At 72.6% G+C, this 24,505-nt stretch carries 20 protein-coding genes; 6 read left to right on the top strand and 14 right to left on the bottom strand.

Going from position 1 to position 24,505, the window contains the following annotated elements:
* The first annotated feature begins 64 nt into the window (after positions 1–64).
* The 3 genes from zwf (at position 65) to pgl (ending at position 3,521) form a co-directional block, all read left to right on the top strand.
* On the top strand, positions 65–1,579 hold the full coding sequence (gene zwf, locus ACFT41_RS00100; RefSeq protein WP_377588463.1) for a glucose-6-phosphate dehydrogenase: 1,515 nt from the start codon (positions 65–67) through the stop codon (positions 1,577–1,579).
* A 31-nt stretch (positions 1,580–1,610) separates the two neighbouring features.
* On the top strand, positions 1,611–2,627 hold the full coding sequence (locus ACFT41_RS00095) for a glucose-6-phosphate dehydrogenase assembly protein OpcA (RefSeq protein ID WP_377588462.1): 1,017 nt from the start codon (positions 1,611–1,613) through the stop codon (positions 2,625–2,627).
* 123 nt (positions 2,628–2,750) lie between these two features.
* Positions 2,751–3,521: a 6-phosphogluconolactonase gene (gene pgl, locus ACFT41_RS00090; RefSeq protein WP_377588461.1), complete on the top strand. Its 771-nt coding sequence runs from the start codon at positions 2,751–2,753 to the stop codon at positions 3,519–3,521.
* A gap of 101 nt (positions 3,522–3,622) precedes the next feature.
* On the opposite strand, the gene ACFT41_RS00085 is transcribed toward pgl, so the two are convergent.
* From ACFT41_RS00085 to rapZ, 8 genes are all read right to left on the bottom strand, one after another.
* On the bottom strand, positions 3,623–3,967 hold the full coding sequence (locus tag ACFT41_RS00085; RefSeq protein WP_377588460.1) for an RNA polymerase-binding protein RbpA: 345 nt from the start codon (positions 3,965–3,967) through the stop codon (positions 3,623–3,625).
* A gap of 130 nt (positions 3,968–4,097) precedes the next feature.
* On the bottom strand, positions 4,098–4,364 hold the full coding sequence (secG, locus tag ACFT41_RS00080; RefSeq protein WP_043967510.1) for a preprotein translocase subunit SecG: 267 nt from the start codon (positions 4,362–4,364) through the stop codon (positions 4,098–4,100).
* Between the two features lie 95 nt (positions 4,365–4,459).
* On the bottom strand, positions 4,460–5,251 hold the full coding sequence (gene tpiA / locus ACFT41_RS00075) for a triose-phosphate isomerase (RefSeq protein ID WP_377588459.1): 792 nt from the start codon (positions 5,249–5,251) through the stop codon (positions 4,460–4,462).
* Positions 5,251–6,450, bottom strand: a complete 1,200-nt coding sequence (locus ACFT41_RS00070; RefSeq protein WP_377588458.1) for a phosphoglycerate kinase — start codon at positions 6,448–6,450, stop codon at positions 5,251–5,253. The genes tpiA and ACFT41_RS00070 overlap by 1 nt, the downstream gene beginning before the upstream one ends.
* Positions 6,447–7,451 carry a type I glyceraldehyde-3-phosphate dehydrogenase gene (gene gap / locus ACFT41_RS00065; RefSeq protein WP_377588457.1) on the bottom strand — a complete coding sequence of 335 codons (1,005 nt, stop codon included), beginning with the start codon at positions 7,449–7,451 and terminating at the stop codon, positions 6,447–6,449. Before gap ends, ACFT41_RS00070 begins: the two co-directional genes overlap by 4 nt.
* 316 nt (positions 7,452–7,767) lie before the next feature.
* Entirely contained in the window at positions 7,768–8,748 is a 981-nt protein-coding gene (gene whiA, locus ACFT41_RS00060; RefSeq protein WP_377588456.1) for a DNA-binding protein WhiA, read from the bottom strand.
* Positions 8,749–8,802: 54 nt separating this feature from the next.
* Positions 8,803–9,831 (bottom strand): uridine diphosphate-N-acetylglucosamine-binding protein YvcK, encoded by a 1,029-nt coding sequence (gene yvcK / locus ACFT41_RS00055; RefSeq protein ID WP_377588455.1) that lies wholly within the window; start codon positions 9,829–9,831, stop codon positions 8,803–8,805.
* Positions 9,828–10,730, bottom strand: coding sequence for an RNase adapter RapZ (rapZ, locus tag ACFT41_RS00050; RefSeq protein ID WP_377588464.1), 903 nt, complete (start codon positions 10,728–10,730; stop codon positions 9,828–9,830). The genes yvcK and rapZ overlap by 4 nt, the downstream gene beginning before the upstream one ends.
* 749 nt (positions 10,731–11,479) lie before the next feature.
* Between rapZ and ACFT41_RS00045 the strand changes: the two genes are divergently transcribed.
* On the top strand, positions 11,480–12,472 hold the full coding sequence (locus ACFT41_RS00045; protein WP_377588454.1) for a hypothetical protein: 993 nt from the start codon (positions 11,480–11,482) through the stop codon (positions 12,470–12,472).
* Positions 12,473–12,575: 103 nt separating this feature from the next.
* On the opposite strand, the gene ACFT41_RS00040 is transcribed toward ACFT41_RS00045, so the two are convergent.
* From ACFT41_RS00040 to ACFT41_RS00030, 3 genes are all read right to left on the bottom strand, one after another.
* A complete protein-coding gene (locus ACFT41_RS00040; protein WP_377588453.1) occupies positions 12,576–13,475 on the bottom strand; it encodes an SWIM zinc finger family protein in 900 nt (299 codons plus the stop codon).
* 67 nt (positions 13,476–13,542) lie between these two features.
* Positions 13,543–13,746, bottom strand: a complete 204-nt coding sequence (locus ACFT41_RS00035; RefSeq protein ID WP_377588452.1) for a DUF397 domain-containing protein — start codon at positions 13,744–13,746, stop codon at positions 13,543–13,545.
* A 23-nt stretch (positions 13,747–13,769) separates the two neighbouring features.
* Positions 13,770–14,624, bottom strand: coding sequence for a helix-turn-helix domain-containing protein (locus ACFT41_RS00030; protein ID WP_377588451.1), 855 nt, complete (start codon positions 14,622–14,624; stop codon positions 13,770–13,772).
* Positions 14,625–14,763: 139 nt separating this feature from the next.
* On the opposite strand from ACFT41_RS00030, the gene ACFT41_RS00025 reads away from it, so the two are divergent.
* Positions 14,764–15,282 carry a hypothetical protein gene (locus ACFT41_RS00025; protein WP_377588450.1) on the top strand — a complete coding sequence of 173 codons (519 nt, stop codon included), beginning with the start codon at positions 14,764–14,766 and terminating at the stop codon, positions 15,280–15,282.
* 16 nt (positions 15,283–15,298) lie between these two features.
* Here the strand turns inward: ACFT41_RS00025 and ACFT41_RS00020 are convergent, their stop codons facing one another.
* From ACFT41_RS00020 to ACFT41_RS00010, 3 genes are all read right to left on the bottom strand, one after another.
* Positions 15,299–17,539 carry a S8 family serine peptidase gene (locus ACFT41_RS00020; protein WP_377588449.1) on the bottom strand — a complete coding sequence of 747 codons (2,241 nt, stop codon included), beginning with the start codon at positions 17,537–17,539 and terminating at the stop codon, positions 15,299–15,301.
* A gap of 145 nt (positions 17,540–17,684) precedes the next feature.
* Complete coding sequence (gene uvrC, locus ACFT41_RS00015; RefSeq protein WP_377588448.1) at positions 17,685–19,646, bottom strand: excinuclease ABC subunit UvrC; 1,962 nt, start codon at positions 19,644–19,646, stop codon at positions 17,685–17,687.
* Between the two features lie 9 nt (positions 19,647–19,655).
* Positions 19,656–21,014 (bottom strand): jacalin-like lectin, encoded by a 1,359-nt coding sequence (locus ACFT41_RS00010; RefSeq protein WP_377588447.1) that lies wholly within the window; start codon positions 21,012–21,014, stop codon positions 19,656–19,658.
* A 234-nt stretch (positions 21,015–21,248) separates the two neighbouring features.
* On the opposite strand from ACFT41_RS00010, the gene ACFT41_RS00005 reads away from it, so the two are divergent.
* Positions 21,249–24,494, top strand: a complete 3,246-nt coding sequence (locus ACFT41_RS00005; RefSeq protein ID WP_377588446.1) for a penicillin acylase family protein — start codon at positions 21,249–21,251, stop codon at positions 24,492–24,494.
* The last annotated feature ends 11 nt before the right edge of the window (positions 24,495–24,505 follow it).

Genomic DNA, 24,505 nt, shown 5'->3' with positions numbered 1-24,505 from the left:
GAGCCCCGCAGTCGCGGACCGGGGTGACCCCGGTGGGTGCGCGGAGCGAGCCGGAGGTGACCCGGTGAACCCGCTGCGCGACGCGCAGGACCGGCGGCTGCCGCGGATCCCGGAGCCCTGTGCTCTGGTGATCTTCGGCGTGACCGGTGACCTGGCGCGCAAGAAGCTGCTGCCGGCGGTCTACGACCTGGCCAACCGGGGGCTGCTGCCGCCCGGTTTCGTGGTGCTGGGCTTCGCCCGGCGCGACTGGTGCGACGGCGACTTCGAGTCGCTGGCCCACGACGCGGCGAAGGAACACGCCCGCACACCGTGGCGGGAGGAGGTGTGGGGCCGGCTGGCCGGCAACATCAAGTTCGTCGGCGGCTCGTTCGACGACGACGCTGCTTTCGACAAGCTCTCCCAGACCCTGAACGACCTGCGCGACAGCCACGGCATCCACGGCAACGCGGCGTTCTACTTCTCGATCCCCCCGGCGGCGTTCCCCGTGGTGCTCAAGCAGCTCGCCCGCACCGGGATGGCCGACAACGAGAAGTGCGGCGGCTGGCGGCGGGTGGTGGTGGAGAAGCCGTTCGGGCACGACCTGCCGTCGGCGAAGGAGCTCAACGACCTGGTCGACGACGTCTTCACCCGGCAGGACGTCTTCCGGATCGACCACTACCTGGGCAAGGAGACCGTCCAGAACATCCTGGCCCTGCGGTTCGCCAACAGCCTGTTCGAGCCGCTGTGGAACTCGAAGTACGTCGACTCGGTGCAGATCACGATGGCCGAGGACGTCGGCATCGGCAGCCGGGCCGGCTTCTACGACTCGGTCGGCACGGCCCGCGACGTGCTCCAGAACCACCTGCTCCAGCTCCTGGCGCTGGTGGCGATGGAGGAGCCGACCAGCTTCGACGCCGACGAGATCCGCGCCGAGAAGTTGAAGGTGCTCAAGGCGATCACCCTGCCGAAGGACGTCGCGCGGGGAACCGTCCGCGGCCAGTACCTGCCCGGCTGGGTGGGCGGCCAGCGGGCCGTCGGCTACCTCGACGAGGACGGCGTGCCGGCCGACTCGACCACCGAGACGTACGTGGCCGTGGAGCTGGGCATCCAGAACCGGCGCTGGGCCGGGGTGCCGTTCTACATCCGGGCCGGCAAGCGGCTGCCCCGGCGGGTCACCGAGGTCGCCATCATGTTCAAGAAGGCCCCGCACCTGCCGTTCAACCCGGCCGACATGGAGTCCCTCGGCCCCAACCAGCTCGTCATCCGGGTGCAGCCCGACGAGGGCGTGGTGCTCAAGTTCGGCTCCAAGGTGCCCGGCACCACGATGGAGGTCCGCGACATCGCGATGGACTTCCAGTACGGCGAGGCGTTCACCGAGTCCAGCCCCGAGGCCTACGAGCGGCTGGTGCTGGACGTGCTGATCGGCGACCGTACCCTCTTCCCCGACGCCGCCGAGCTCGAGCAGAGCTGGGCGGTGGTGGACCCGCTGGAGCACGCCTGGGAGGGCACGAAGCCGGAGCACTACCGGTCCGGCGAGTGGGGTCCCCGCGCCGCCGACGAGATGCTGGCCCGCGAGGGCCGGGCTTGGCGCAGAGCGTGAGCGAGCACAGCGAGCGAACCAGGAGGCTCCATTGATCGGGCTGTGGGACACCACCGGCAACGAGGTGGTCAAGGCACTCGCCGCCGAGCGGCGCAGCGCGGGCGGGGTGGCCAGCGGCATGGCGCTCACCCTGATCGTGGTGGTCGACGAGAAGCGGGTCCGCGAGGCGGAGGCGGCGGCGACCATCGCCGCCGCCGCGCACCCGTGCCGGCTGCTCGTGGTGGTCCGCTCCGACGTCGAGCGGGACCGCAACCGCCTCGACGCGGAGATCGTCGTCGGCGGCCGGCTCGGCCCGTGCGAGGCCGTGGTCACCCGGATGTACGGCCGGCTGGCGCTGCACGCCGAGTCGGTGGTGATGCCGCTGCTGGTGCCGGACGTGCCCGTGGTGACGTGGTGGCACGGCGAGCCGCCGACGGAGATCGCGACGGACTTCCTCGGCGTCGTCGCCGACCGGCGGATCACCGACTCGGCGCAGGCCGACGACCCGATCGCGGCGCTGCGGCAGCGGGCCCGCGACTACGCGCCGGGCGACACGGACCTCGCGTGGACCCGGATCACCCCGTGGCGCACCCTGGTCGCGGGCGCGTTCGACACGACCGAGGCGCGGGTCACCGAGGCCCGGGTGATGGCCCCGCCGACCGACCCGACGGCGGCGCTGATGTGCGGCTGGCTCAACAGCCGGCTCGGCATCGCCCCGCGCTGGGAGCCCGCGCCGGAGGCCCCCCGGATGCGGGAAGTGGAGCTGAGCTGCGCCAACGGCGACGTGCTGACCCTCAGCCGGGACGACAGCGTGGCCACTTTCCGGCGCACCGGGCAGGACGACCGGCAGTTGCCGCTGACCCGCCGGCCGCTCGGCGACGAGCTGGCCGAGGAGCTGCGCCGGCTGGACGCCGACCAGGTCTATGCCGAGGCGCTGGGGGCGATGGCCGGCATCCGCGGGTTGCAGCAGCGCCCCGCCCAGCGGGTGCACCTCTGGAAGGACCCGGCGACGGCGAAGCGGGCCGAGGCGGAGGTCACCGCCCACGCCGGCACGAGCACCAACGAGTGACAGCGGGTCCCGGGGCGACCATGGCGGTCGGCCCGGGCCTCACCGCCACTGACGCGACGGAGGGCCGTGCGGCCCGAGGGCACGACGGACCGCGAGGGCGGTCGGGAGGCGAAGGCAGAACACATGAGTGAGGCGAGTGTCGCCGTCCACGCCGATGCCGACCTGCTGGCGCAGGCGGTGGCGGCCCGGCTGGTGGTGAGGCTGCTCGACGCGCAGGCGGAACGGGGCCAGGCGTCGGTGGTGCTGACCGGCGGGCGAATCGCCGCCGCCGTCTACCGTGCGGTGGCCGCGCTGCCGGCCCACGACGCGGTCGACTGGTCCCGCGTCGACGTCTGGTGGGGCGACGAGCGGTTCCTGCCCGCCGGTGACCCGGAGCGCAACGAGACGCAGGCCCGCGCGGCGCTGCTGGACGCGGTGCCACTGGACCCGGCCCGGGTGCACCCGATGCCGACGTCCGACGGCCCGACCGGGGACGACCCGGAGGCGGGGGCCGCCGCGTATGCCGCCGAGCTGGCCCGCGCGGCCCGCCCGGGGCACTCCGTGCTCCCCCACTTCGACGTGCTGATGCTGGGGGTGGGCGAGGACGGGCACGTCGCCTCGATCTTCCCCGAGCACCCGGTGCACCACGACACCCGGCCGGTGAGCGCCGTGCGGGGCAGCCCCAAGCCGCCGCCGGTGCGCACCACGCTGACCCTGCCGACGATCAACGCGGCCGAGGAGGTCTGGCTGGTCGCCAGCGGCGCCGACAAGGCCCGCGCGGTGGGCATGGCGCTGGCCGGGGCCGGCCCGGTGCAGCTCCCTGCGGCCGGGGTGCAGGGCGTCAGCCGCACCCTGTGGCTGCTGGACCGGGCGGCGGCAGCCGACGTGCCGCCCCGCCTGCGCAGCCTCCGCTGAGGCGTAAGGAAGGGCCCCCGGTCAACGCTTTCTGCATAGCAGGGGGCCCCTTTTAACGCACGCTGCACGCCCCGGGTGGCGCTGCACGACCCAGGTGGCGCTCAGGAGCCGCCACGGCGGCGGCGCAGGGCGGCCAGGGCCTCCGCCAGCAGCGCCTCCCCCTGCTCGGGGGTGCGCCGCTCCTTCACGTACGCCAGGTGGGTCTTGTAGGGCTCGGGACGGGCCCTACCCGGCGGGTCCGCCCGGTCCTGGCCGGCGGGGATCCCGCAGCGCGGGCAGTCCCACAGCGGCGGCGGCACCGCATCGGCCGCGATGGGCACGTCGACCCGGTGGTCGTTGCGGCACCAGTAGCTGACCGACCGGCGCGGGGCCGGCACGTGCCGCTCGCCGAGGCGCTCCGGCCCCGACCCGACCCGGGTGCCCCGGATGACGTTGCCACTCGTCACGCTGCTCGCTCCTGTCCTCGGAGGGGACCGCCGCGCAGGCGGGCGGCGGCGACGCGGTGCAGCACAAACAACTGCGCGCGATCCGTCGGTGACGGACCGCGCGCAGATTGTACGACTTGGTGGCTCGCTCTCAGGCCCCGCTGCCGCTGCCGACCTGGAGGCGCAACCAGAGCCCCAGCCCGACGATGCAGGCGAACCAGACGATCCCCACCAGGACCGTGTAGCGGTCGAGATTCTTCTCGGCCACCGAGGAGCCGGCAAGGCTGGAGCTGACCCCGCCGCCGAACATGCTCGACATCCCGCCGCCCTTGCCTCGGTGCAGCAGGATCAGCATGGTGAGCATGATGCTCGTGATCGTCAGCAACACGATCAACGTGTATGCGAACCAGATCGGCATGGCTGGGGTCAGTCCTCTCGTAGCGATCCTCGCCCGGACAGGTCGGGCACTGCGGCACCGGCCGGTGGACGGGCGGAGTCAAGGATAGCGAGCCTTCAGCGGCTGATGTGCTCCGGGAACCGGCAGATCTTCGCGAATTCCTCGGCGTCGAGGCTCGCGCCGCCGACCAGGGCCCCGTCCACGTCCGGCTGGGCCATGATCGAGGCCACGTTCGAGGACTTCACCGAGCCGCCGTAGAGGATGCGGACCTGGTCGGCCGTCGCCTGGTCGTAGGTCTCGACGAGGCGCTTGCGCACCTCCCCGCACACCTCCTGGGCGTCCTCCGGCGTAGCGGTCTTGCCCGTCCCGATCGCCCAGACCGGCTCGTACGCCACGACGACCTTGGTGACCTGCTCCGGGGTGAGCCCCCGCAGCGCGCCGTCGAGCTGGTCGCAGCAGTGCGGCACGTGCGCGAGCTGCTCGCGGACCTCCAGGCCCTCGCCGATGCACAGGATCGGGGTGAGCCCGTGGGACAGCGCGGCGGTCACCTTGTCGTTGACCAGCGCGTCGTCCTCGTGGTGATATTGCCGCCGCTCGGAGTGGCCGACCGCCACGTACGTGCAGCCGAGCTTCGCCAGCATCGCCCCGGAGATGTCCCCGGTGTAGGCCCCCGACGGGTAGGGCGACAGGTCCTGCCCGCCGTAGCCGATCAGCAGCTTGTCGCCCTCGATCGCGGTCTGCACGGTGCGCAGGTCGGTGAAGGGCGGCAGCACGACGCACTCGACGTCGGTGAGCTGCTGCGCGGTGAGGCTCGCGGCCAGCTTCTGCACCAGCAGGTTGGCCTCGAAGTGGTTGAGGTTCATCTTCCAGTTGCCGGCCATCAGCGGCCGGCGGGTGATCGCCGCCATCAGTCCTCCAGCGCCGCGATGCCGGGGAGGGTCTTGCCCTCCAGGTATTCCAGCGACGCGCCGCCGCCGGTGGAGATGTGCCCGAACGACGACTCGTCCAGCCCGAGGGCACGGACCGCCGCCGCCGAGTCGCCGCCGCCGACCACGCTGAACGCGTCGGCCTTGGTGATCGCCTCGGCGACGCCCCGGGTGCCGTTCGCGAAGGCCGCCATCTCGAACACGCCCATCGGGCCGTTCCAGAAGATCGTCTTCGCGTCGGCGAGCGCGGCGGCGAAGACGGCCACCGTCTCCGGGCCGATGTCCAGCCCGAGCCGGTGACTCGGGATGGCGTCGGCGCGGACCGTGTCGTGCGCCGCGTCGGGGGCGAAGGCGTCCGCCGCCACCACGTCGACCGGGAGCACGATCTTGCCGTCGGCGCGCTCCAGCAGGCCCCGGCAGGTCTCGACCATCTCCTCCTCCAGCAGCGAGGTGCCCACCTCGTGGCCCTGGGCCTTGAGGAAGGTGAAGCACATCCCGCCACCGATGAGCAGCCGGTCGACCTTCGGCAGCAGCGCCTCGATCACCGCGAGCTTGTCGGAGACCTTCGAGCCGCCGAGCACCACCACGTACGGGCGCTCCGGCTCGCCGGTCAGCCTGGCCAGCACCTCCACCTCGCGCAGCACCAGGCGGCCCGCGACGTGCGGCAGCCGGGCCGGCACGTCGAAGACGCTGGCGTGCTTGCGGTGCACCGCGCCGAACGCGTCGTCGACGTACGCCTCGCCGAGGGCGGCGAGCTGGTCGGCGAACGCGCCCCGCTCCGCCTCGTCCTTGCTGGTCTCGCCCTTGTTGAAGCGCAGGTTCTCCAGCAGGGCGACCTCGCCGTCGGCGAGCGCGTCGACCGTGGACCGGGCGGACTCGCCGACGGTGTCCTCGGCGAACCGGACCGGCGCGCCGAGCAGCTCGCCGAGGCGGGCGGCGACCGGACGCAGGCTGAACTGCGGGTCGGGCGAGCCCTTCGGGCGGCCCAGGTGCGAGAAGACCACGACCTTCGCGCCCGCCCCGGTCAGGGCGGTCAGCGTCGGCAGCACCGCGCGGATGCGGCCGTCGTCCGTAATCTTCCCGGTCTGCTTGTCGAGCGGGACGTTCAGGTCGGCGCGCACGAGCACGCGCCGACCCGACACCCCCTCGGCGAGCAGGTCGTCGAGGTTGCGGATGGTCACAGCGACTGACCCACCAGCTTGACCAGGTCGACCAGGCGGTTCGAGTAGCCCCACTCGTTGTCGTACCAGCCGACGACCTTGACCTGGTTGCCGATGACCTTGGTCAGCGGCGCGTCGTAGATGCACGACGCCGGGTGGGTAACGATGTCGGCGGAGACGATCGGGTCCTCGTTGTAGACCAGGATGCCCTTGAGCGGGCCCTCGGCGGCGGCCTTCAGCGCGGCGTTGACCTCGTCCACCGAGGTCTCCCGGCCCACCTCGACGGTGAGGTCGGTGGCCGAGCCGGTGGGGATCGGCACCCGCAGCGCGTACCCGTCGAGCTTGCCCTTCAGCTCCGGCAGCACCAGGCCGATGGCCTTCGCGGCGCCGGTGGAGGTCGGGACGATGTTCAGGGCGGCGGCGCGGGCGCGGCGCAGGTCCTTGTGCGGCGCGTCCTGCAGGTTCTGGTCCTGGGTGTACGCGTGGATGGTGGTCATCAGACCCTTGGTGATGCCGAACGTGTCGTGCAGCACCTTCGCCATCGGGGCCAGGCAGTTGGTGGTGCAGGAGGCGTTCGAGATGATGGTGTGCTTGGCCGGGTCGTACTGGTCGTGGTTGACGCCCATCACGACCGTGACGTCCTCGTTCTTCGCCGGGGCGGAGATGATGACCTTCTTGGCCCCGCCGTCGACGTGCGCCTTCGCCTTGGTGCCGTCGGTGAAGAAGCCGGTGGACTCGATGACGACGTCGGCGCCGACCTCGCCCCACGCCAGCTTCGCCGGGTCGCGCTCGGCGAACGCCTTGATGGTCTTGCCGCCCACGGTGATCTCGTCGGCCGTCGCCTTGACCTCGTGCGGGAGGCGGCCCAGGATGCTGTCGTACTTGAGCAGGTGGGCGAGCGTCGCGTTGTCGGTCAGGTCGTTGACGGCCACGACCTCGATGTCCGCGCCGGACGCCAGCACGGCCCGGAAGAAGTTACGGCCGATGCGGCCGAAGCCGTTGATGCCAACCCGGATGGTCACAGGTCCCATCTCCTCGCGTTCTGATTCGCCGGCGTGGAATCCGGACCGGCGGAGTGATGTGCGCCGACCGTTGGAGCCGGCCGTTTGACAGTTCGTGTCGGCCACCCCGCCGCGGCCCGAGAGAACCCGACCGCCGGAGGCGGTGTGCACGGCGAGAGTGCCGGTGCCGGCCCCCTTGCCGTACGCAACGACCCTATCCGAGCGCGTGGCGGCGCGCTGCGCCGGGTGGTGATCCGCTTCGCGCCACCGGGCCGGCGCCCGCCGGAGGCGACGCGCGGCGGGACGGGCCGCCCGCCCGCCCACCGCCACCGTCCTATCAGACCACGAGCATGTCGGGCGTGACGGCCGCTTCCGTATCCGGGATGCCCAGGTCCCGGGCCCGCTTGTCGGCCAGGGCCAGCAGCCGGCGGATCCGCCCCGCGATCGCGTCCTTGGTCAGCGGCGGGTCGGCGAGCGCGCCCAGCTCCTCCAGGGACGCCTGGCGGTGCTCCAGGCGCAGCCGGCCGGCGGAGGTGAGATGGTTGGGAGCGTCCTCGGCGAGGATCTCCAAAGCCCGGGTCACCCGGGCGGCGGCGGCCACGGCCGCCCGCGCCGAGCGGCGCAGGTTGGCGTCGTCGAAGTTGGCCAGCCGGTTGGCGGTGGCCCGCACCTCGCGGCGCACCCGGCGCTCCTCCCAGGCCAGCACGCTGGAGTGTGCTCCTACGCGGGTGAGCAGCGCGGCGATGGCGTCACCGTCCTTGACGACCACCCGGTCGACGCCGCGCACCTCACGGTTCTTCGCCGTGATGCCGATCCGCCGGGCCGCGCCGACCAGCGCCAGCGCCGACTCCGGGCCCGGGCAGGTGATCTCCAACGCGCTGGAGCGGCCGGGCTCGGTCAGCGAGCCGTGCGCCATGAACGCCCCCCGCCACGCGGAGACCGCGCAGCAGACGTTCGCGGCCACCACGTGCGGCGGCAGGCCGCGCACCGGCCGGCCCCGCACGTCCAGCAGCCCGGTCTGCCGGGCCAGGGCCTCGCCGTCCTTGACCACCCGGACGATGAAGTGGCTGCCCTTGCGCAGCCCGCCGGAGGCGAGCACGTGGATCTCGCTGGAGTAGCCGTACACCTCGGCGATCTCCCGCCGCAGCCGCCGGGCCACCGCGCCGGTGTCCAGCTCGGCCTCGACCACCACCCGTCCGGAGACGATGTGCAGCCCGCCGGCGAAGCGCAGCAGCGCCGCCATCTCCGCCCGCCGGCAGCAGGGCTTGGGCACGTCGACCCGGCTCAGCTCGTCCTTGACCGCAGCCGTCATCGCCATAGTGCGCCCCCTCACGGACCGGTTCCGGCGTGTCGCCGGAGATTACGTACGTGCTTAACGATCGGCGCCCAGGACAGGCACCAGGGCGGCACCCAGGGCGGTCGGATCGTGACGGGGTTCGCCGTCGGTGACGGCGACCGGGGCGAGGACCAGCCGGGCACCCAGCGATTCTGCCGCACGCTCGACCGGCGCGGGATCGCCCACCGCCTTGGAGTCCGCCAGCACCAGGTCCACCGTCAACCCGGGCAGGTAGTGCCGCAGGGTGGCCAGGTGGTCGGCGAGGGAGAGCCCGAGGGTCTCCTTCTCCGCCGCGAGGTTGAGCGTTACCAGCCGCCGGGCCGGGCTCGCCACGATCGCGGCGGCCAGCCCCGGCACGAGCAGGTGCGGCAGCACGCTGGTGTACCAGCTGCCGGGCCCGAAGATCAACCAGTCCGCCTCGGTCGTCGCCGCCACCGCCTCCGCGCAGGCCGCCGGGGTCGTCGGGCTCAGCCGCAGCGACTCCACCCGTCCCCCGGTGACGGCCACCTGGTGCTGGCCACGCACCGTGCGCACCTCGTCCGGGTACGCCGGGTCAGCGCCACGCACCCGGGCCTCGATGCCGACCGGCTGGCGGGACATCGGCAGCACCCGGCCCACCGCGCCGAGCATCGCCCCGGCGTGTTCCAGGGCGGCCACCGGGTCGCCGAGCAGCTCGATCAGCCCGCAGAGCACCAGGTTGCCGACGGCGTGCCCGGCCAGCCCGTCGTCGGTGTCGGCCGGGTCCCCGGGCGTGTCGGCGAAGCGGTGCTGGAACAGCCCGGCGGTGCGCCGGGTGGCCGGGTGGTCCCCGGCGAGGGCCACCAGCGCCTGGCGCAGGTCGCCCGGGGGCAGGCCGCCCCGCCGGGCGCGCAGCCGGCCGCTGGAGCCGCCGTCGTCGCCGACGGTGACCACGGCGGTGATGTCCAGGTCGAGCTCGGGCACGCACCGGCGCAGCGCCCGCAGGGACACCGACAGGCCGTGCCCGCCGCCGAAGGCGACCACCCGGGTACGCCGGCCGGCGGCCCGGTCGCCGCCCACGCCCGGCGGCTCTGCCGGCGGCGTCATTCCCGTCCCAGGTCGCGGTGCTGGGCGTTGGCCGCCAGCCCGGCGTGGCGCAGCCGGGCGGCCAACTCCTCGGCGATGGCGACGCTGCGGTGCTTGCCGCCGGTGCAGCCGACCGCCACGGTCAGGTACCGCTTGCCCTCCCGCTCGAAGCCGACGGTGGTGGCGTTGACCAGGTCCGCGTACGTGCCGACGAAGGCGTCCGCGCCCTCCTGGCCCAGCACGTACGCGCTGACCGCCGCCTCCCGCCCGGTGTGTTCCCGCAGCTCGGGCACCCAGTACGGGTTCGGCAGGAACCGGGCGTCGAGGACGAAGTCGGCGTCCGGCGGGAGGCCGTACTTGAAGCCGAAGGAGAGCACGGTGAGCCGCAGCCGGCGGGCGTCCTCGCCGCCGAACAGCTCCTCGATCCGGCGGCGCAGCTGGTTGACGTTCAGGTGGCTGGTGTCGATGATCACGTCGGCCTGGTCGCGGGCCTCCTCCAGCAGGCCCCGCTCCACGGCGATGCCGTCGGCGAGCCGCCCCTCGCCCTGCAACGGGTGGGAGCGCCGGACACTCTCGAACCGGCGGATCAGCACCTCGTCGTCGGCGTCGACGAAGACCACCCGGGGAGAGAAGCCCCGGTCCTTCAGCTCCCGGATCGCCCCGGCCAGGTCGGTGGAGAAGGCGCGCGAGCGCACGTCCAGCACCATCGCCGTACGCCGGGCCGCCCCGCCGGCCTTGACGGCCAGCTCGGCCATGTCGAGCATGAGCGCCTGGGGCAGGTTGTCGACGACGTAGTAGCCGACGTTCTCCAGCGCCCGGGCCACGGTGCTGCGCCCGCCGCCGGACACACCGGTCACCACCACCAGGGTGGTCTCGGCCTCGGCCGCCGCCGGGGTCGCCGCTTCCGCGACGACCGGCAGCGTTTCCGTGGCCGACCCCGTCGCCGCTGTCGGGCTGTCGCCGGCCGGAACCTCGGGCGTCCGCGCCTCGTTCACTGCCCACTCCCCACGGATGACACACGGCCGACCTGACCGCGATGGCCGACCTGGAACTCTATCCCGCCCGGCCCCCAACCCCCGGCAACCACCCCGCCGCCCCACCCACTTCCCCACCCCGCCGCCCCACCCCACCCACCTCGCCGATCTTGCACTTGCGGCCCCCGATACACCCCTTGTGCCTCTTTTGCGTGGACCCCAGGCGCAAGATCGCCGGACCGAGCGGCGGCGGCAGGCCCGGCCGACCAGCGGGTGACCCGACTCCCCGGCGCCGATGCGGGCGGCTCCCGCCGATCTTGGACAGTTCCTGTTCAGCCTGAACAGGAACTGTCCAAGATCGGTACGCCCCGAGCGATCGAGGAGTCCCGGCCGACCGCCGACGCGATCCACAAGGCTCGCACGTGATGGCGGGGTGCCCCCGCAGGCAACCGCCCGCCTTGGAACGACGCCCGCACGAGGCGTGAGCGCGGTTGGGCACGATCGAAGAAGTCAGGTGGCCGACACGACGTCACACTGCGGTTGGACATCAACTCAGATCGATCTAATTGCCTTCACCGGGTTGACGGGCGACGTCCACGCAGCCGGCGGTGCCGGCCTCCCGGTCCGGGCGTCGTCGCCAGCGTCGCCGACGCGCCCGCGCCCGGGTCTCGTCCCCTCGGCGTGAGGAGCGCAGCGTGACGCGGACCCACCGTTCTTCCGGACCCACCGTGGGCATCCGGCCCGACACCGCATGGGCGGGAACGTCCACCTTCGTCAACGGGCACTTCCCCCGGCGGCGGGCACTGATCGTCCTGTTCAGCGTGCTCGGCGGCTTCCTGCTGACCGTGGTCTGGTCGGCCGAGTTCGTGGACCAGACCATCGGCGACAACGTCGCCGACACGCTGCTGGGCCACGACGCCAAGGAGACGCCGATCCAGGGCATCGCGGCGGGCATCGTGTTCGCCTTCGTCTCCGGCATCGCGGGCACGTTCACCGCCTGCAACATCGCCGCCTTCGGCGCCATCGCCCCGCTCACCGGCACCACCGCCGGGAGCCGCCTCAGCCGCTTCGTCCAGCCGCTGAAGCCCCTGGGCTGGATGTCCGTCGGAATGATCGCGGTGTCGGCGACGTACGGTGCGATCGTCGGCCTCGTCGGCACCGCCATGCCGCAGTTCTCCACGGCCCCGACCACGCCCGGCGGCCTGTCGCCGCGCAGCATCCAGTCGATGGTCGTCTTCGGCCTGATCGGCCTGGTGATGGTCTACCTCGGCCTGGCGTCGCTCGGCATCGTCGCGGACCCGTTCGCCCGGATCGCCCGCCGGTTCCCCGACGCGCCCATGGTCTTCATGGGCGCGTTGATCGCCGGCTTCCTGATCGGGCGGCCCTTCGCGCTGTTCCGGCAGATGTTCCGCGACGCCGCCGAGAGCGGCAACCCGTTGTACGGGGCGGCGGCGTTCACGCTCCAGTCACTCGGCAACATCGTCATCATGGCGGTGCTCTTCCTGCTGCTGGCCTGGCTCGCCGGCTCCCGCCTGCAACGGTGGTTCGCCGAGCGGCCGAGCCGGCTGGCGGTGCTGACGGCGGTCGCGTTCATCGTCGCCGGCGCGTTCACGTTCCTCTACTGGGACGTCCGGCTACTGGCCCGCCGCGAGATCATCCCCTGGTATCCGCTGGCCCCCTGGGCTTAGTGCAAGGAAGGGCCCCCTGTTAACGCTTTCTGTTGTACAGAGGGCCCTTCCTAACAAGCACGCACGGCGGCGGCAGCAGCGTCGGCGTCGGGCGCGGCGGTCGTCAGTGGAGCTGCCGCAGCGCCTTGACCCGCTGGCGGCCCAGCACGGCGAGGTATTCCCACGGCTCGTCGAGGCAGGAGCCGACCTCGGCCGCCTCGATGATCTCGGTCAGCCGGGCGGCCAGTTCGTCGGGATCCGGCTGCGCCTGCTCGCAGAGCCGGACATGGGCCGCCCGTAGCGCGTCGCCGATCTCGGCCACTTCCTCCTCGTACGTCTCCGGGGCGTCCAGCAGCGGCGGGACGATGCGGTCCCAGGCGCGGGCGGCCTCCTCGACCACCAGCAGCGCCTCCGGGGTCGGCGGCCGTTGGGCGAGCACCTCGATCTCCTCGACCATCGCCCGGCCGGCCTTCTCCACGTCGTGCAGATCCCAGTACCGGTCGTCGGCCGCCTCGTGGACCAGGCCGTCGATCGTGCGGCGGAGGTCGTCGAGTTCGGCGGCGCTCGGGGGCGCGAGCCGGCCGGCGCGCGCCAACAGCGCGCTCTCCAGCACGCGATCCGTGGCCGCCCACTCGGCGACCAGCATCGTGAGCCGACGCGCGGGGATGCCGCGCGCGACCTCCGCCAGCTCGGCGACCTTGGTGTCGATGCTCAGGACTGACGGTGGGGTGGCCGCCGAGGACCACGGCAGGTCGTCCTCCAGGGCGACGAGGGTGAGGGCCACCGCGTGCGCGCACAGCCCAGCGCCGTCCGGGCAGTCGCACTCGGCGGTGAAGCCGTCCGCCGTGATGCCCACCCAGACCTCGTACGGCGGCTGCCCAGCCTCCCGGATCACGCCGGACGCTCCCCCGCCGACCGGCACGAACTCTGCCGGCTGGCCGGCTGCCCGCAACGTGTCCGCCGCGGCCCAGGCCGCGGAACCGGCCGCGTCTCGCAGGGCTTCGATGTCGATGCTTACCGCCATCCGGCCATCTAACCGGGTGTGCCTGATGCCGCCGGCATCAGGGCGGCGAGACCAACTCGGCGAGGGATCAGCCGCGCAGGCTGCGCCGCAGGCCGACGACGAACGACGACCAGGCGTCCCGGTCGAAGAGGAGCGCAGGACCACCCGGGTCCTTGGAGTCCCGCACCGCCAACGCGGAAGAGGTTTCTGCCACCTCGACACAATCAGACCCATTCGCACTGCTACGCGCACTCTTTCGCCACGTCACGTTTGCAAGGTCAGGCGAGGTCATCGCAGTGCTCCTCAGGCCAAGACTCAGTCTTGAAGCTCGGCGGAGATCCTGACGAGGAAGTCAGCAGACTGGTCAGGGTCAAGCGCCTTCGCACGTAGGTGGTCGAAGACGAGTCTATATCGCGATACCTGCTGGTCCTCTTCCAGCAGGAGTGTGTTGGTGTCGTTGTCCACGTAGACGATGGTCGGGTCGAGCGTCGCCTCTGCGTAGTCAAGGATGGTGAAGGCACCACCCATCGAAGCGTGCGCGCCCGCAGCGAAGGGCAGCACCTGCACCTCAACCGTCGGCAGTTGCCATGCCTCGACAATGCGCGCCAGTTGAGCACGCATGACCTTGGCGCCGCCGACGATCCGCCGAATCGCAGCCTCGTCCAGAATGATCCAGAGCTTCGGCGGCACATCCCGCGCAAGCAGTACCTTCCGAGCCTGACGCGCAGCGATGACTCGATCAACTTCCTCCTTGTTGGCGGTGGTCCGCCCTGCGTGGATGATCGCGCGCGCGTACTCCTCCGTCTGCAACAGCCCGGGAATGTAGAGGCTCTGGAACGTGCTGATCGCTGTCGCCTCCGCCTCGAACCCCACATAGTCGTCGGGCAGGACATCGCCGTACGCGCTCCACCAGCCCTTCTGCCGCGCCTGGCGCGCGAGGCTGGCCAACGCATCCCGTTCCTCGGGAGACGCCTCGTAGAGATCCAGAAGCTTCCGCAACCCGTCCGAGGCGACCCCGCTATGCCCCTGCTCGATGCGGATCACCTTCGCTCGATGCCAGCCCAGCGAACGAGCAACCTCATCGACCGTCAACCCTCGCTGGGCGCGCAGGCGTCGCAGCTCACGACGCAGTCGACGCGCACGAATCGTCGGGCTTGCAGTCGATGCCATAGCAAACCTCCGCAGGAGTACGGCTGGGGACACGGGTCAGACGAATGCTATCTAACACCCCTCACTGCTACGTTGCAAGATCGCATGCCATGGTGCACGCTCTGTGTTCGGGAACGCTCGCCGGAATCCGGAGGTAGTGATGACTGACAATCAAGCGTCGCAGTGGTCCGAGTCCGACTTTCATCGCGACCTGGCGGCCATGCTCGACGGGGCCGACGTGTCCGAGCGGGTCCGGGCCGCCGTCGCGCACGCGCTGACGAAGCCGGACGCTCTCTCGTCGTACGCCAATTCCCTGGTCACCCGCTACACGACGGACCGCGAGCGGGGCTCGGGCCGCAACCGGCCGCCCGCCGGGGCGCACGAGATGCACCGCCGCTGGACGCTGCACCTGTCCTACCCGGCACCCGACCTGCGGGAGGCCCGCGACCAGGCCGTCGTCTACACGGAGGGCCTGACGATCCTGCGCCCCGAGTTGCCCGCGAGCGCCGCGCTGCTGTCCCGAGCCGACGCCTGGAACCACGTCGAGCCGGTGTTCTGCGGCCGGACCGGCCCCGACGGCGAGGTCTGCATGGACGTCACCGGGCATCCCGGCTTCCACAGCGCGGCCGGCATCGGTGGGCTGTGCTGGGGCGACGGCGACTCGCCGAGGGTCGGGTGACGGCGACCAGGCTCGGTCAGAGGGTCAGCTTCCAGCCCTCGATCAGCCCCTCGTAGTCGGCGGCGTTCTGGACCCGCAGCTTCCAGGTGCCGCCCGTCGGCTTCCCCGACAGGTCGGCGATGAAGGCCTCGCGGGCGTCCGCCTTGTAGGACCCCACGCCGCTCTCCTTGAGCAGGACCACCTGCCCGCCCGGCGCGACGAGGGAGATCCGGATGTCCCGGCCGTACCGGTGGGCGATGCTGGTCTCGACGTAGCTGGTGGTCGACGGCGCCCGGCCGCAGTCGGGCGCGCTGATGGGTGACTCGACCGTGCCGAAGGCCGGGATCCGCACGTCGGCGGTGGCGACCCCACCGCACGCGGGCGCCGGCAGGTCCGCGCCCGCCACGTTGATCTTCCACGAGTCGAGGAACCCGGTGCCCTGGGCCAGGTTGTCGCTGACGTACAGGTTCCAGGTGCCGTTGGCCGGCTCGGCCGACAGGTCGTAGGTGAACGTGTAGTCGATGCGGTCGCTGCTCCCGCCGGTGTGGTCCATGAGGAAGTACCAGGTGCCCCTGGGCGAGATCAGCCGCACGTCGAGTTCCCCGACGACGGCGTGGTCGATGTGCACCTCCACCGTGCTGTTGCGGGCGGCGTTGCCGGGGCAGCCGGTGACGGTGATCGGGGCGTAGAGGTTCTGGGAGTCGGTGATCGCCCGGTCGGTGCCGTCCGAGCGGACGCAGGCGGCCGGGTCGTCGATGCGCAGCTGGACGGCCACCGCGCGGATCGCGGCGGTCCCGGTGCCGATCACCGTGACGGTGTACGTGCCGGCCAGCGCCGTCGGCGCGGTGCTGATCGTGAGCGTGCTGCTGCCGTTCGAGGAGATGCTCGCGGGCTGGAACGTGGCCGTGACGCCGTCGGGCAGGCCCCGGACCGCCAGCGCGACCGGCTGGGACGCGCCCCTGGTGACGGTGCCGGCGATCGTGGTGGAGACGGTGCCACCGGCGGTCACGGTGACGCTGGCCGGGGTGGCGGTCAGGGTGAAGTCGTCGGCCGGGGTGGTGGGGTCGACGTGCAGCAGCCGGTTCGGCGTGCCGGCGCCCGCGTCGGTCACCACCCCGACGGTGGCGTCGGCCAGGAGCGCCTGGGTCACCTGCGCCGGGGTGTGGGTCGGGTGGTCGGCCAGGATCAGCGCGGCGGCCCCGGCGACGTGCGGGCTGGCCATCGACGTCCCGGAGGCCGTGCGGGTGGAGGCGGTGCCGCCGATGTACGCCGAGGTGATGTCGACGCCCGGCGCGAACAGGTCGACGCAGGTGCCGATGTTGGAGAACGGGGCGCGCGCGTCGGTGGCCCCGGTGGCGGCCACCGTGATCGCCTCCGGCACGGCGGCCGGGGTGGTCGTGCACGCGTCGGCGCCGTTCTCGTTGCCCGCGGCCACCGCGTAGGTGACCCCGTCGGCGATCGACCGTCGCACGGCCTCGACCATGGGCGCGTACGCCGCGCCGCCGAGGCTCATGTTGGCCACGGCCAGTTCCCCGGGGTCGTGGTCGCCGGTCACCCAGTCGACCCCGGCGATGACCTGCGAGGCCCAGGCGCCACCGGTGCAGCTCAGCACGCGCACGGCGACCAGCTGCACGTTCTTGGCCACCCCGAAGGTGGAGCCGCCGAGCGTGCCGGCCACGTGGGTGCCGTGGCCCTGGCAGTCGGTGGCGTCGGCGTCGTTGTCCATGAAGTCCCAGCCGGACACCGCCCGGCCGGCGAACTCGCCGTGGGCGAGGTTGATGCCCGAGTCGATCACGTAGGCCCGCACGGCCGCCGAGGCGCGGGGGTAGGTGAACGAGTTGTCGAGCGGCAGCGCGCGCTGGTCGATCCGGTCGAGGCCCCAGGACGCGGTCGGGGTCTGCACGTCGGACGCGGACACCGTGCGGTTCTGCGTCACCGAGGCCACCGCCGGGTCGGCGGCGAGCCGGCGCGCGCCCCGCTCGGACAGCCGGGCCTCGAAGCCGCGCAGGGCGTGCCGGTAGACCAGGCCGACGTCGCCGCCCTGCCGGGAGGTGAGGCGACGGGCGGTGGCGGGCACGGCGTCGGCCGCGACGGCGGCGTTCCGCAGCACGACGACGTAGGAGCCGGCCACGGCGTCGGGGCCGCCGGCGGCGAGGATCTCGCCCTCGGCCGGGGCGGCGAGCGCGGGCGCGGCGGGCACGGCGAGGGCCAGCAGGGCCACTGCGGCCACGATGCCGGACCGGAGCGAGGAGGCTCTGCGGTGTCCTGCCGGTGTCATGGTTGTCTCCCCTGACGTGCGCGACGCGCCCGGGCCCGGCCCGGCGCGCACGTCAGGCGACAGGGTGGGCGGACCTACGGACAGCCGTACCGCCGACATCATGGACACACGAGCGCCCTCGACGCCATAGATTGTCGTCAATAATTTAGCTGTCACCCACCGCGTCGGCCCCGGCGGGCCGTGGGCCCGCCTCGGGGTTGAGGGCTGCGGCGATCGCCTCGGCGGTGCGCCGGCCGACACCCGGGACCTCCGCCATCTCCTCCACCGACGCCGCCGCGAGCCGCTTGAGCGAGCCGAAGTGGCGCAGCAGCGCCGTGCGCCGCACCTCGCCGAGGCCGGGCACCGCGTCCAGCGCCGACTCCGTCATCCGCTTGGAGCGGCGCTGCCGGTGGAAGGTGATGGCGAACCGGTGCGCCTCGTCGCGCACCCGTTGCAGCAGGTAGAGCCCCTCGGAGGTGCGCGGCAGGATGACCGGGAACTCGTCGTCGGGCAGCCACACCTCCTCCAGCCGCTTGGCCAGGCCGCACAGCGCCACGTCGTCGACGCCCAGCTCCGCGAGGGCCTGGGCCGCCGCCGCGACCTGCGGCGCGCCGCCGTCGACCACGACCAACTGCGGCGGGTACGCGAACCGGCGCGGCCGGCCCGTCGTCGGGTCGATGCCCGGCCGGTCGGGGTCGGCGGCGGTCTCCTCCCCCAGCTCACCGGTCTCGGCGCGGGCTTCCAGGTAGCGGGCGAAGCGGCGGCGCAGCACCTCCGACATGGCGGACAGGTCGTCGGTGGCCCCCCGCACGACGAACCGGCGGTATTCGCTCTTGCGGGGCAGGCCGTCCTCGAAGACGACCATGCTGGCCACCACGTCGGTGCCCTGGATCTGGGAGACGTCGAAGCACTCGATGCGCAGCGGCGAGGTGCGCATGCCCAGCGCGTCGCTGATCTCGTCGAGGGCCCGGCCCCGGGTGGTCAGGTCGCTGCCGCGCTTGAGCTTGTGCCGGGCCAACGCGTCGGACGCGTTGCGCTGCACCGTCTCCAGCAGGGAACGCTTGTCGCCGCGCTGCGGCACCCGCAGCGACACCCGGCTGCCCCGGCGGCCGGTCAGCCAGTCGGCGAGCGCGTCGGCGTCGGCGGGCAGGGCGGGCACCAGCAGCTCGCGGGGCACGTCGGCCTCGCCCCGCTCGCCGCCGTAGACCTGGGTGCAGAAGTGGTGCACCAGGTCGCCGGCGCTCAGGTCCTCCGTCTTCTCCACCACCCAGCCGCGCTGGCCGCGCACCCGGCCGTCGCGGACGTGGAAGACCTGGACGGCGGCCTCCAGGGGGTCGTCGGCGAACGCGACCACGTCGGCGTCGGTGCCGTCGCCGAGCACCACGGTCTGCTTCTCCATGGCCCGGCGCAGCGCCGCGACGTCGTCGCGCAGCCGGGCGGCCTTCTCGAACTCCAGCGCCTCGCTGGCCTCGGTCATCTCGCGTTCGAGCCGGCGGACCATGGTGTCGGTGCGCCCGGCCATGAACTCGCAGAAGCCGTCGACGATGCCCCGGTGCTCCTGCGCGGTGACGCTGCCGACGCACGGGGCGGAGCACTTGCCGATGTAGCCCAGCAGGCAGGGGCGGCCGACCTGCCCGGCCCGCTTGAACACGCCGGCCGAGCAGGTCCGCGCCGGGAAGACCCGCAGCAGCAGGTCGAGCGTCTCGCGGATGGCCCAGGCGTGCGAATAGGGCCCGAAATAGCGCACGCCCTTGCGCTTGGCCCCGCGCAACACCTGGAGCCTGGGGAACTCCTCGTCGAGGGTGACGGCGAGGTAGGGGTAGGACTTGTCGTCGCGGTAGCGGACGTTGAACCGGGGGTCGTACTGCTTGATCCAGGTGTATTCGAGCTGGAGGGCCTCGACCTCGGTGCCCACGGTGACCCAGTCGACCGACTCGGCCGTGGTGACCATCTGCTGGGTGCGCTGGTGCAGCCCCCACAGGTCGCCGAAGTAGGAGTTGAGCCTGCTGCGCAGGTTCTTCGCCTTGCCGACGTAGATCACCCGGCCGGTGCCGTCGCGGAACCGGTAGACCCCCGGGGCCTCGGGGATGGTGCCGGGTGCGGGGCGGTAGGTCGACGGGTCAGCCACGCCCGAAGACTAGCCGCCGGCCCCGACACTCCAGAGCACGCCGAGCTGGTCCACCTCGCTGCCGCTGCGGCCGAAGAACCCGGCGAGCCGCCCGCCGGGGGGCGCGGTGAAGGTCACCGCGTCGGCGGTCGGGCTGCCCCCGGCCAGGGTACGGCCGAGGTTGGTGGTCAGCCGGGCGGAGAAGATCCGGGTCCGGCCGTCCTTCTTGCCCTGGGTGAGGGTGACCTGGTCGACGTACTCGCCCTCGGCCAGGGTCAGGCTCGCCGGGGTGCCGCCCGTGCCGCCGTGGGTGAGGGTCGCGCCGTCGGCGAGGCGTACGCCGATCTGGTCGAGCCGGGAGCCGCCGCGCAGCGAGACGGTGGTGACCCGGGGGCCGACGGCGTCGAGGTCGGTGAACGGGGCGCCGTGCGGGCCGCCCCAGGTGTCGCTGGCGCGCAGCCCGTCGGCGAGGGCCCAGGAGAACCAGGCGGCGTGCGGGTAGTGGTCGGACAGCGGCGCGCCGGCCGGGTCCAGGAACGCGGCGTGCTCGTTGTGGTAGCGCACGAGGTCGAGGTCGATCAGCCGGTTGCCCCGGTAGAGGATCTTGTCGACCACCTCGCAGGCGTTGGTGACGTTGGCCGGGTCGCAGGTCAGCGCCGGGCTGCCGGCGGCCGGGGGCACCCCGGCGCGTTCCTGCTGCACCCACACGTCGGTGAGGCCGTTGGCGGCCACCATGTCGCGGATGTTGTCGCCGGTGCGGGTGTAGCGGACGTTGAGGTCGCCGGCCACGATCACCGCGTTGCCGGCGGAGTTCGCCTGGACGTACGCGGAGAGCTGGTCGACGTTGGACCGTCGGGCGGCGAGGTCCGGCTCGTCGCTGCCGGCGTTGGTGTGCACGTCGTAGAAGTCCACGAAGACGCCCTCGGCGAGCCGGATCCGGGACCGGGTGAAGCCCTTCGGGGTGAGGCAGTCGGTGCCGTTGCAGTCGTCCCAGCGCACCCGGACGAAGTCCGACACCGGGTGGGTCGACATCGTGTTGAGGCCGTCGCCGAAGGGCACTCCCCCGCTGGTGGCGGTGCGGTACGGGTGCCGGTCGGTGGCGTACAGGTCGGCGTGGTAGTTGAAGTCCTCCTGGACGTGCACGATGTCGTAGGCGTTGACCCGCTCGCCGATGGGCCGGGTGTTGGCCGCCGGGTTGCCGCTGGACAGCGGCTCGGGCAGGCCGGCGACGTTGTAGGTGAGCACCGAGAAGCCGCCCGAGGCGGCGAGCGCGGGCACGGGGGTGGGGGCGGTCGCGGCCCCGGGCGCGGGCGCGGCGGCGGCCGGCGCGGACGGGGGCAGCAGCGCGGCCAGCAGCGCCACGGACGCGAGCAGGCGGGTGGTTCTCATCCGACGTCCCTTCCAGACAGTGGGGTCCGGTTTGGCCGGCACCAGCCCGGGGGATCGAAGGTTATCCAAGGAACCCCGCCGGTTCAATACTCGCGGGTAACCGGCGCGCGACATGCTGATTGACGTCTTCCAATCTCGCGGCGGGACGCCTACCATCCGGTAACTGAATGTTCTTCATGTAATGATCGTCACCCCCCCACCCCCGTCATGATCCCCACCGCTCGGAGGATCACCATGCCCCGTCCCACCGCCCCGCGTCGCCTGCTGGCCGGCGCGACCGCCGCCGTCGGCGTCGCCGCCCTGCTCGTCGCCGCCCCCACCCCGACCACGACGCCCGCGAGCGCCGCCGCCGCGAAGGCAGCCGTCACCAGCGCCTTCGCCGCCGACGACTACTGCCTCGGCGAGTGCGGCGACATCGTGCCGCCCGGCCAGAACGGCAACGCCACCCTCGTCGAGATCCTCGCCAACCAGACCCTCGGCACGCTGCCCCGGCACTCCGCCGACCAGCTCGGCAAGTACGCCGACCTCGTCTACGGCTACGCCGGCCTGCGCCCCGAGCAGATCGGCACCTTCTTCAACGACGCCTCCTTCGGGGTGCCGTCCGGGCAGGTCGAGCGGGACTACTCGCCCCGCGCCGACGTGCGGGTCGTGCGGGACCGGGCCACCGGCGTCCCGCACGTCACCGGCACCACCCGGGGCGGCACCATGTACGGGGCCGGCTACGTCGGCGCCGAGGACCGGCTGTTCACCATGGACCTGATGCGCCACGTCGGCCGGGGCACCCTCACCCCGTTCGCCGGCGGGGCCCCCAGCAACCGGGAGCTGGAGCAGAGCGTCTGGCGCAACTCGCCGTACCACGAGGCGGACCTGGCGGCGCAGGTCGAGGCGCTGCGCGCCAAGGGCCCGCGCGGCGAGCAGCTCTACGCCGACGTCCAGGAGTACGTGGCCGGCGTCAACGCGTACATCGACGTCTGCATGTCCAAGCGCAACTGCCCCGGCGAGTACGTCCTCACCGGGCACCTCGACGCGATCACCAACGAGGGCGGCCCGGAGCCGTTCACGATGACCGACCTCATCGCGATCGCCGGCGTGGTCGGCGGCCTGTTCGGCGGCGGGGGCGGCACCGAGATGCAGTCCGCGCTGGTCCGCATCGCCGCCCGCGCCAAGTACGGCCCGACCGAGGGCGACAAGGTGTGGGCGGGCTTCCGCAACCAGAACGACCCGGAGACGGTGCTGACCCTGCACGACGGGCAGAGCTTCCCGTACGGTTCCGCCTCCCCCGACGCGGCGAGCGTGGCGCTGCCCGACGCCGGCACGGCCACGGTGGAGCCGATCTTCACCGACCCCACCGGCTCCGCCACCAGCAGGGCCACCGCCGGCAGCGGCTCGGAGCTGGCCGCCGCGCTGTCCGGGCTGACCATCGACCCGGCCCACCGGGGCATGTCCAACGCGGCCGTCGTCTCCGCCGCCAACTCCGCGACCGGGCACCCGGTGGCCGTGTTCGGGCCGCAGACCGGCTACTTCTCCCCCCAGCTGCTGATGATCCAGGAGTTGCAGGGCCCGGGGATCAGCGCCCGGGGCGCGGCGTTCGCCGGCCTCAACCTCTACGTGCTGCTCGGCCGGGGCCAGGACTACGCCTGGAGCGCCACCTCGTCGATCCACGACATCACCGACACCTACGCGGTGCCGCTGTGCACCACCGACGGCAGCGCGCCGACGCTGGCCAGCGACCACTACCTCTTCCGGGGGCAGTGCGTGGCGATGGAGCAGCTCGCGCACACCAACAAGTGGAAGCCGACGGCCGCCGACACGACGCCCGCCGGGTCGTACAAGCTGGTGGCGTGGCGCACGAAGCTCGGCCTGGTCGCCTGGCGCGGGACCGTCGGCGGCAAGCCGCACGCGTTCACCCAGCTGCGCTCCACCTACCGGCACGAGGCGGACTCCGCGATCGGCTTCCAGATGTTCAACGACCCGACGCAGATGGGCACCGCCGACGCCTTCGTCGCCTCGGCGGGCAACGTCGAGTACGCGTTCAACTGGTTCTACGTCAACTCCACCCAGTCGGCGTACTTCAACTCGGGGCTCAACCCGCTGCGCGCGGCCGGGTCCAACCCGAACCTGCCGATGAAGGCGGAGCCCGCGTACGAGTGGCAGGGCTTCCAGCCCGACACGAACACCGCCAGCTACGCGCCGCGCTCGGCCCACCCCAACTCGGTGGACCAGGACTACTACATCAGCTGGAACAACAAGCAGGCCAAGGACTTCGGCGGGGCCGACGGCAACTTCAGCTTCGGCGCGGTGCACCGGGGCGACCTGCTCGACAAGCCGCTGAAGGCCGGCATCGCCGCCGGGAAGAAGTACGACCGGGCCACGCTGACCGAGCTGGTGGAGCGCGCCGGCGTCACCGACCTGCGTGGGGTCGAGGTGCTCGACGAGCTGATCCGGGTGTTGGAGAGCCAGCCCGTCGGCGACGCCGCCCTGGCCGCCGAGATCGCGAGGCTGAAAGCCTGGCGGCAGGCCGGCGCGCTGCGGGTGGAGACGGCCAAGGGCTCGAAGGTCTACCAGCACGCCGACGCCATCCGCACCTTCGACGCCTGGTGGCCGCTGCTGGTGCGGGGCATGTTCCGCGACCAGCTCGGCCCCGACCTGTACCAGTCGCTGATCAACGCCCTTCAGATCAACGAGTCCCCCTCCGGGCACCAGCAGGGCGACAAGTCCAGCCTGCCCACCTCCGCCAACGAGGCCCTGGCCCACAAGGGCTCGTCGTTCCAGTACGGCTGGTGGGGGTACGTCGACAAGGACCTGCGCGCGGTCCTCGGCGACCCGGTCGCCGGCGGCCTCGGCCGCACCTACTGCGGCGGCGGCGCCGTCGCCGGCTGCCGGCAGATCCTGCTCGACACGCTGACGGCAGCCGCCGCGACCCCGGCCACCACCACCTACCCGGGCGACGCCACCTGCTCCGCCGGCGACCAGTGGTGCGCCGACGCGATCGTCCAGTCGCCCCTGGGCGGGATCAAGCACGCCCCGATCGCCTGGCAGAACCGGCCCACCTACCAGCAGGTGGTGTCGTTCCCGGCCAGGCGCGGCGACGACGTGTCCAACCTCGCCGCCGGGAAGCCGGTGACCGCGTCGAGCGCCCAGCTCGGCTACGCCGCCGCCAAGGCCGTCGACGGGGACCTGGGCACCCGGTGGGCCAGCTCCTGGGCCGACGACCAGACGCTGACGGTCGACCTGGGCTCGGCCCGGCCGGTGGGCCGGGTGGCGCTCGCGTGGGAGTCGGCGTACGCGCGCTCGTACCGGATCGAGGTCTCCGCCGACGGCACGACCTGGCACACGGTGTGGTCCACCACGGCCGGCGACGGCGGCACCGACGTGGTCGCGTTCCCGGCCGAAACCACGCGGTACGTGCGGATGCGCGGCCTCACCCGGGCCACGTCCTACGGCTTCTCCCTCTGGGAGATGTCGGTGTACGCCCGCTGACGAGCAACGAC

It is taken from the genome of Micromonospora sp. NPDC057141, assembly GCF_042670805.1.
GTDB lineage: Bacteria > Actinomycetota > Actinomycetes > Mycobacteriales > Micromonosporaceae > Micromonospora.
This window is presented reverse-complemented; position numbering and strand designations above follow the sequence as displayed.

Excerpts from the sequence above, each read along its gene's own strand:
- pgl (WP_377588461.1), top strand. The coding sequence starts at position 2,751 with ATGAGTGAGGCGAGTGTCGCCGTCCACGCCGATGCCGACCTGCTGGCG.
- secG (WP_043967510.1), bottom strand. The coding sequence starts at position 4,364 with ATGCCGATCTGGTTCGCATACACGTTGATCGTGTTGCTGACGATCACG.
- tpiA (WP_377588459.1), bottom strand. The coding sequence starts at position 5,251 with ATGGCGGCGATCACCCGCCGGCCGCTGATGGCCGGCAACTGGAAGATG.
- whiA (WP_377588456.1), bottom strand. The coding sequence starts at position 8,748 with ATGGCGATGACGGCTGCGGTCAAGGACGAGCTGAGCCGGGTCGACGTG.
- yvcK (WP_377588455.1), bottom strand. The coding sequence starts at position 9,831 with ATGACGCCGCCGGCAGAGCCGCCGGGCGTGGGCGGCGACCGGGCCGCC.
- ACFT41_RS00040 (WP_377588453.1), bottom strand. The coding sequence starts at position 13,475 with ATGGCGGTAAGCATCGACATCGAAGCCCTGCGAGACGCGGCCGGTTCC.
- ACFT41_RS00035 (WP_377588452.1), bottom strand. The coding sequence starts at position 13,746 with ATGACCTCGCCTGACCTTGCAAACGTGACGTGGCGAAAGAGTGCGCGT.
- ACFT41_RS00030 (WP_377588451.1), bottom strand. The coding sequence starts at position 14,624 with ATGGCATCGACTGCAAGCCCGACGATTCGTGCGCGTCGACTGCGTCGT.
- ACFT41_RS00025 (WP_377588450.1), top strand. The coding sequence starts at position 14,764 with ATGACTGACAATCAAGCGTCGCAGTGGTCCGAGTCCGACTTTCATCGC.
- ACFT41_RS00020 (WP_377588449.1), bottom strand. The coding sequence starts at position 17,539 with ATGACACCGGCAGGACACCGCAGAGCCTCCTCGCTCCGGTCCGGCATC.
- ACFT41_RS00010 (WP_377588447.1), bottom strand. The coding sequence starts at position 21,014 with ATGAGAACCACCCGCCTGCTCGCGTCCGTGGCGCTGCTGGCCGCGCTG.
- ACFT41_RS00005 (WP_377588446.1), top strand. The coding sequence starts at position 21,249 with ATGCCCCGTCCCACCGCCCCGCGTCGCCTGCTGGCCGGCGCGACCGCC.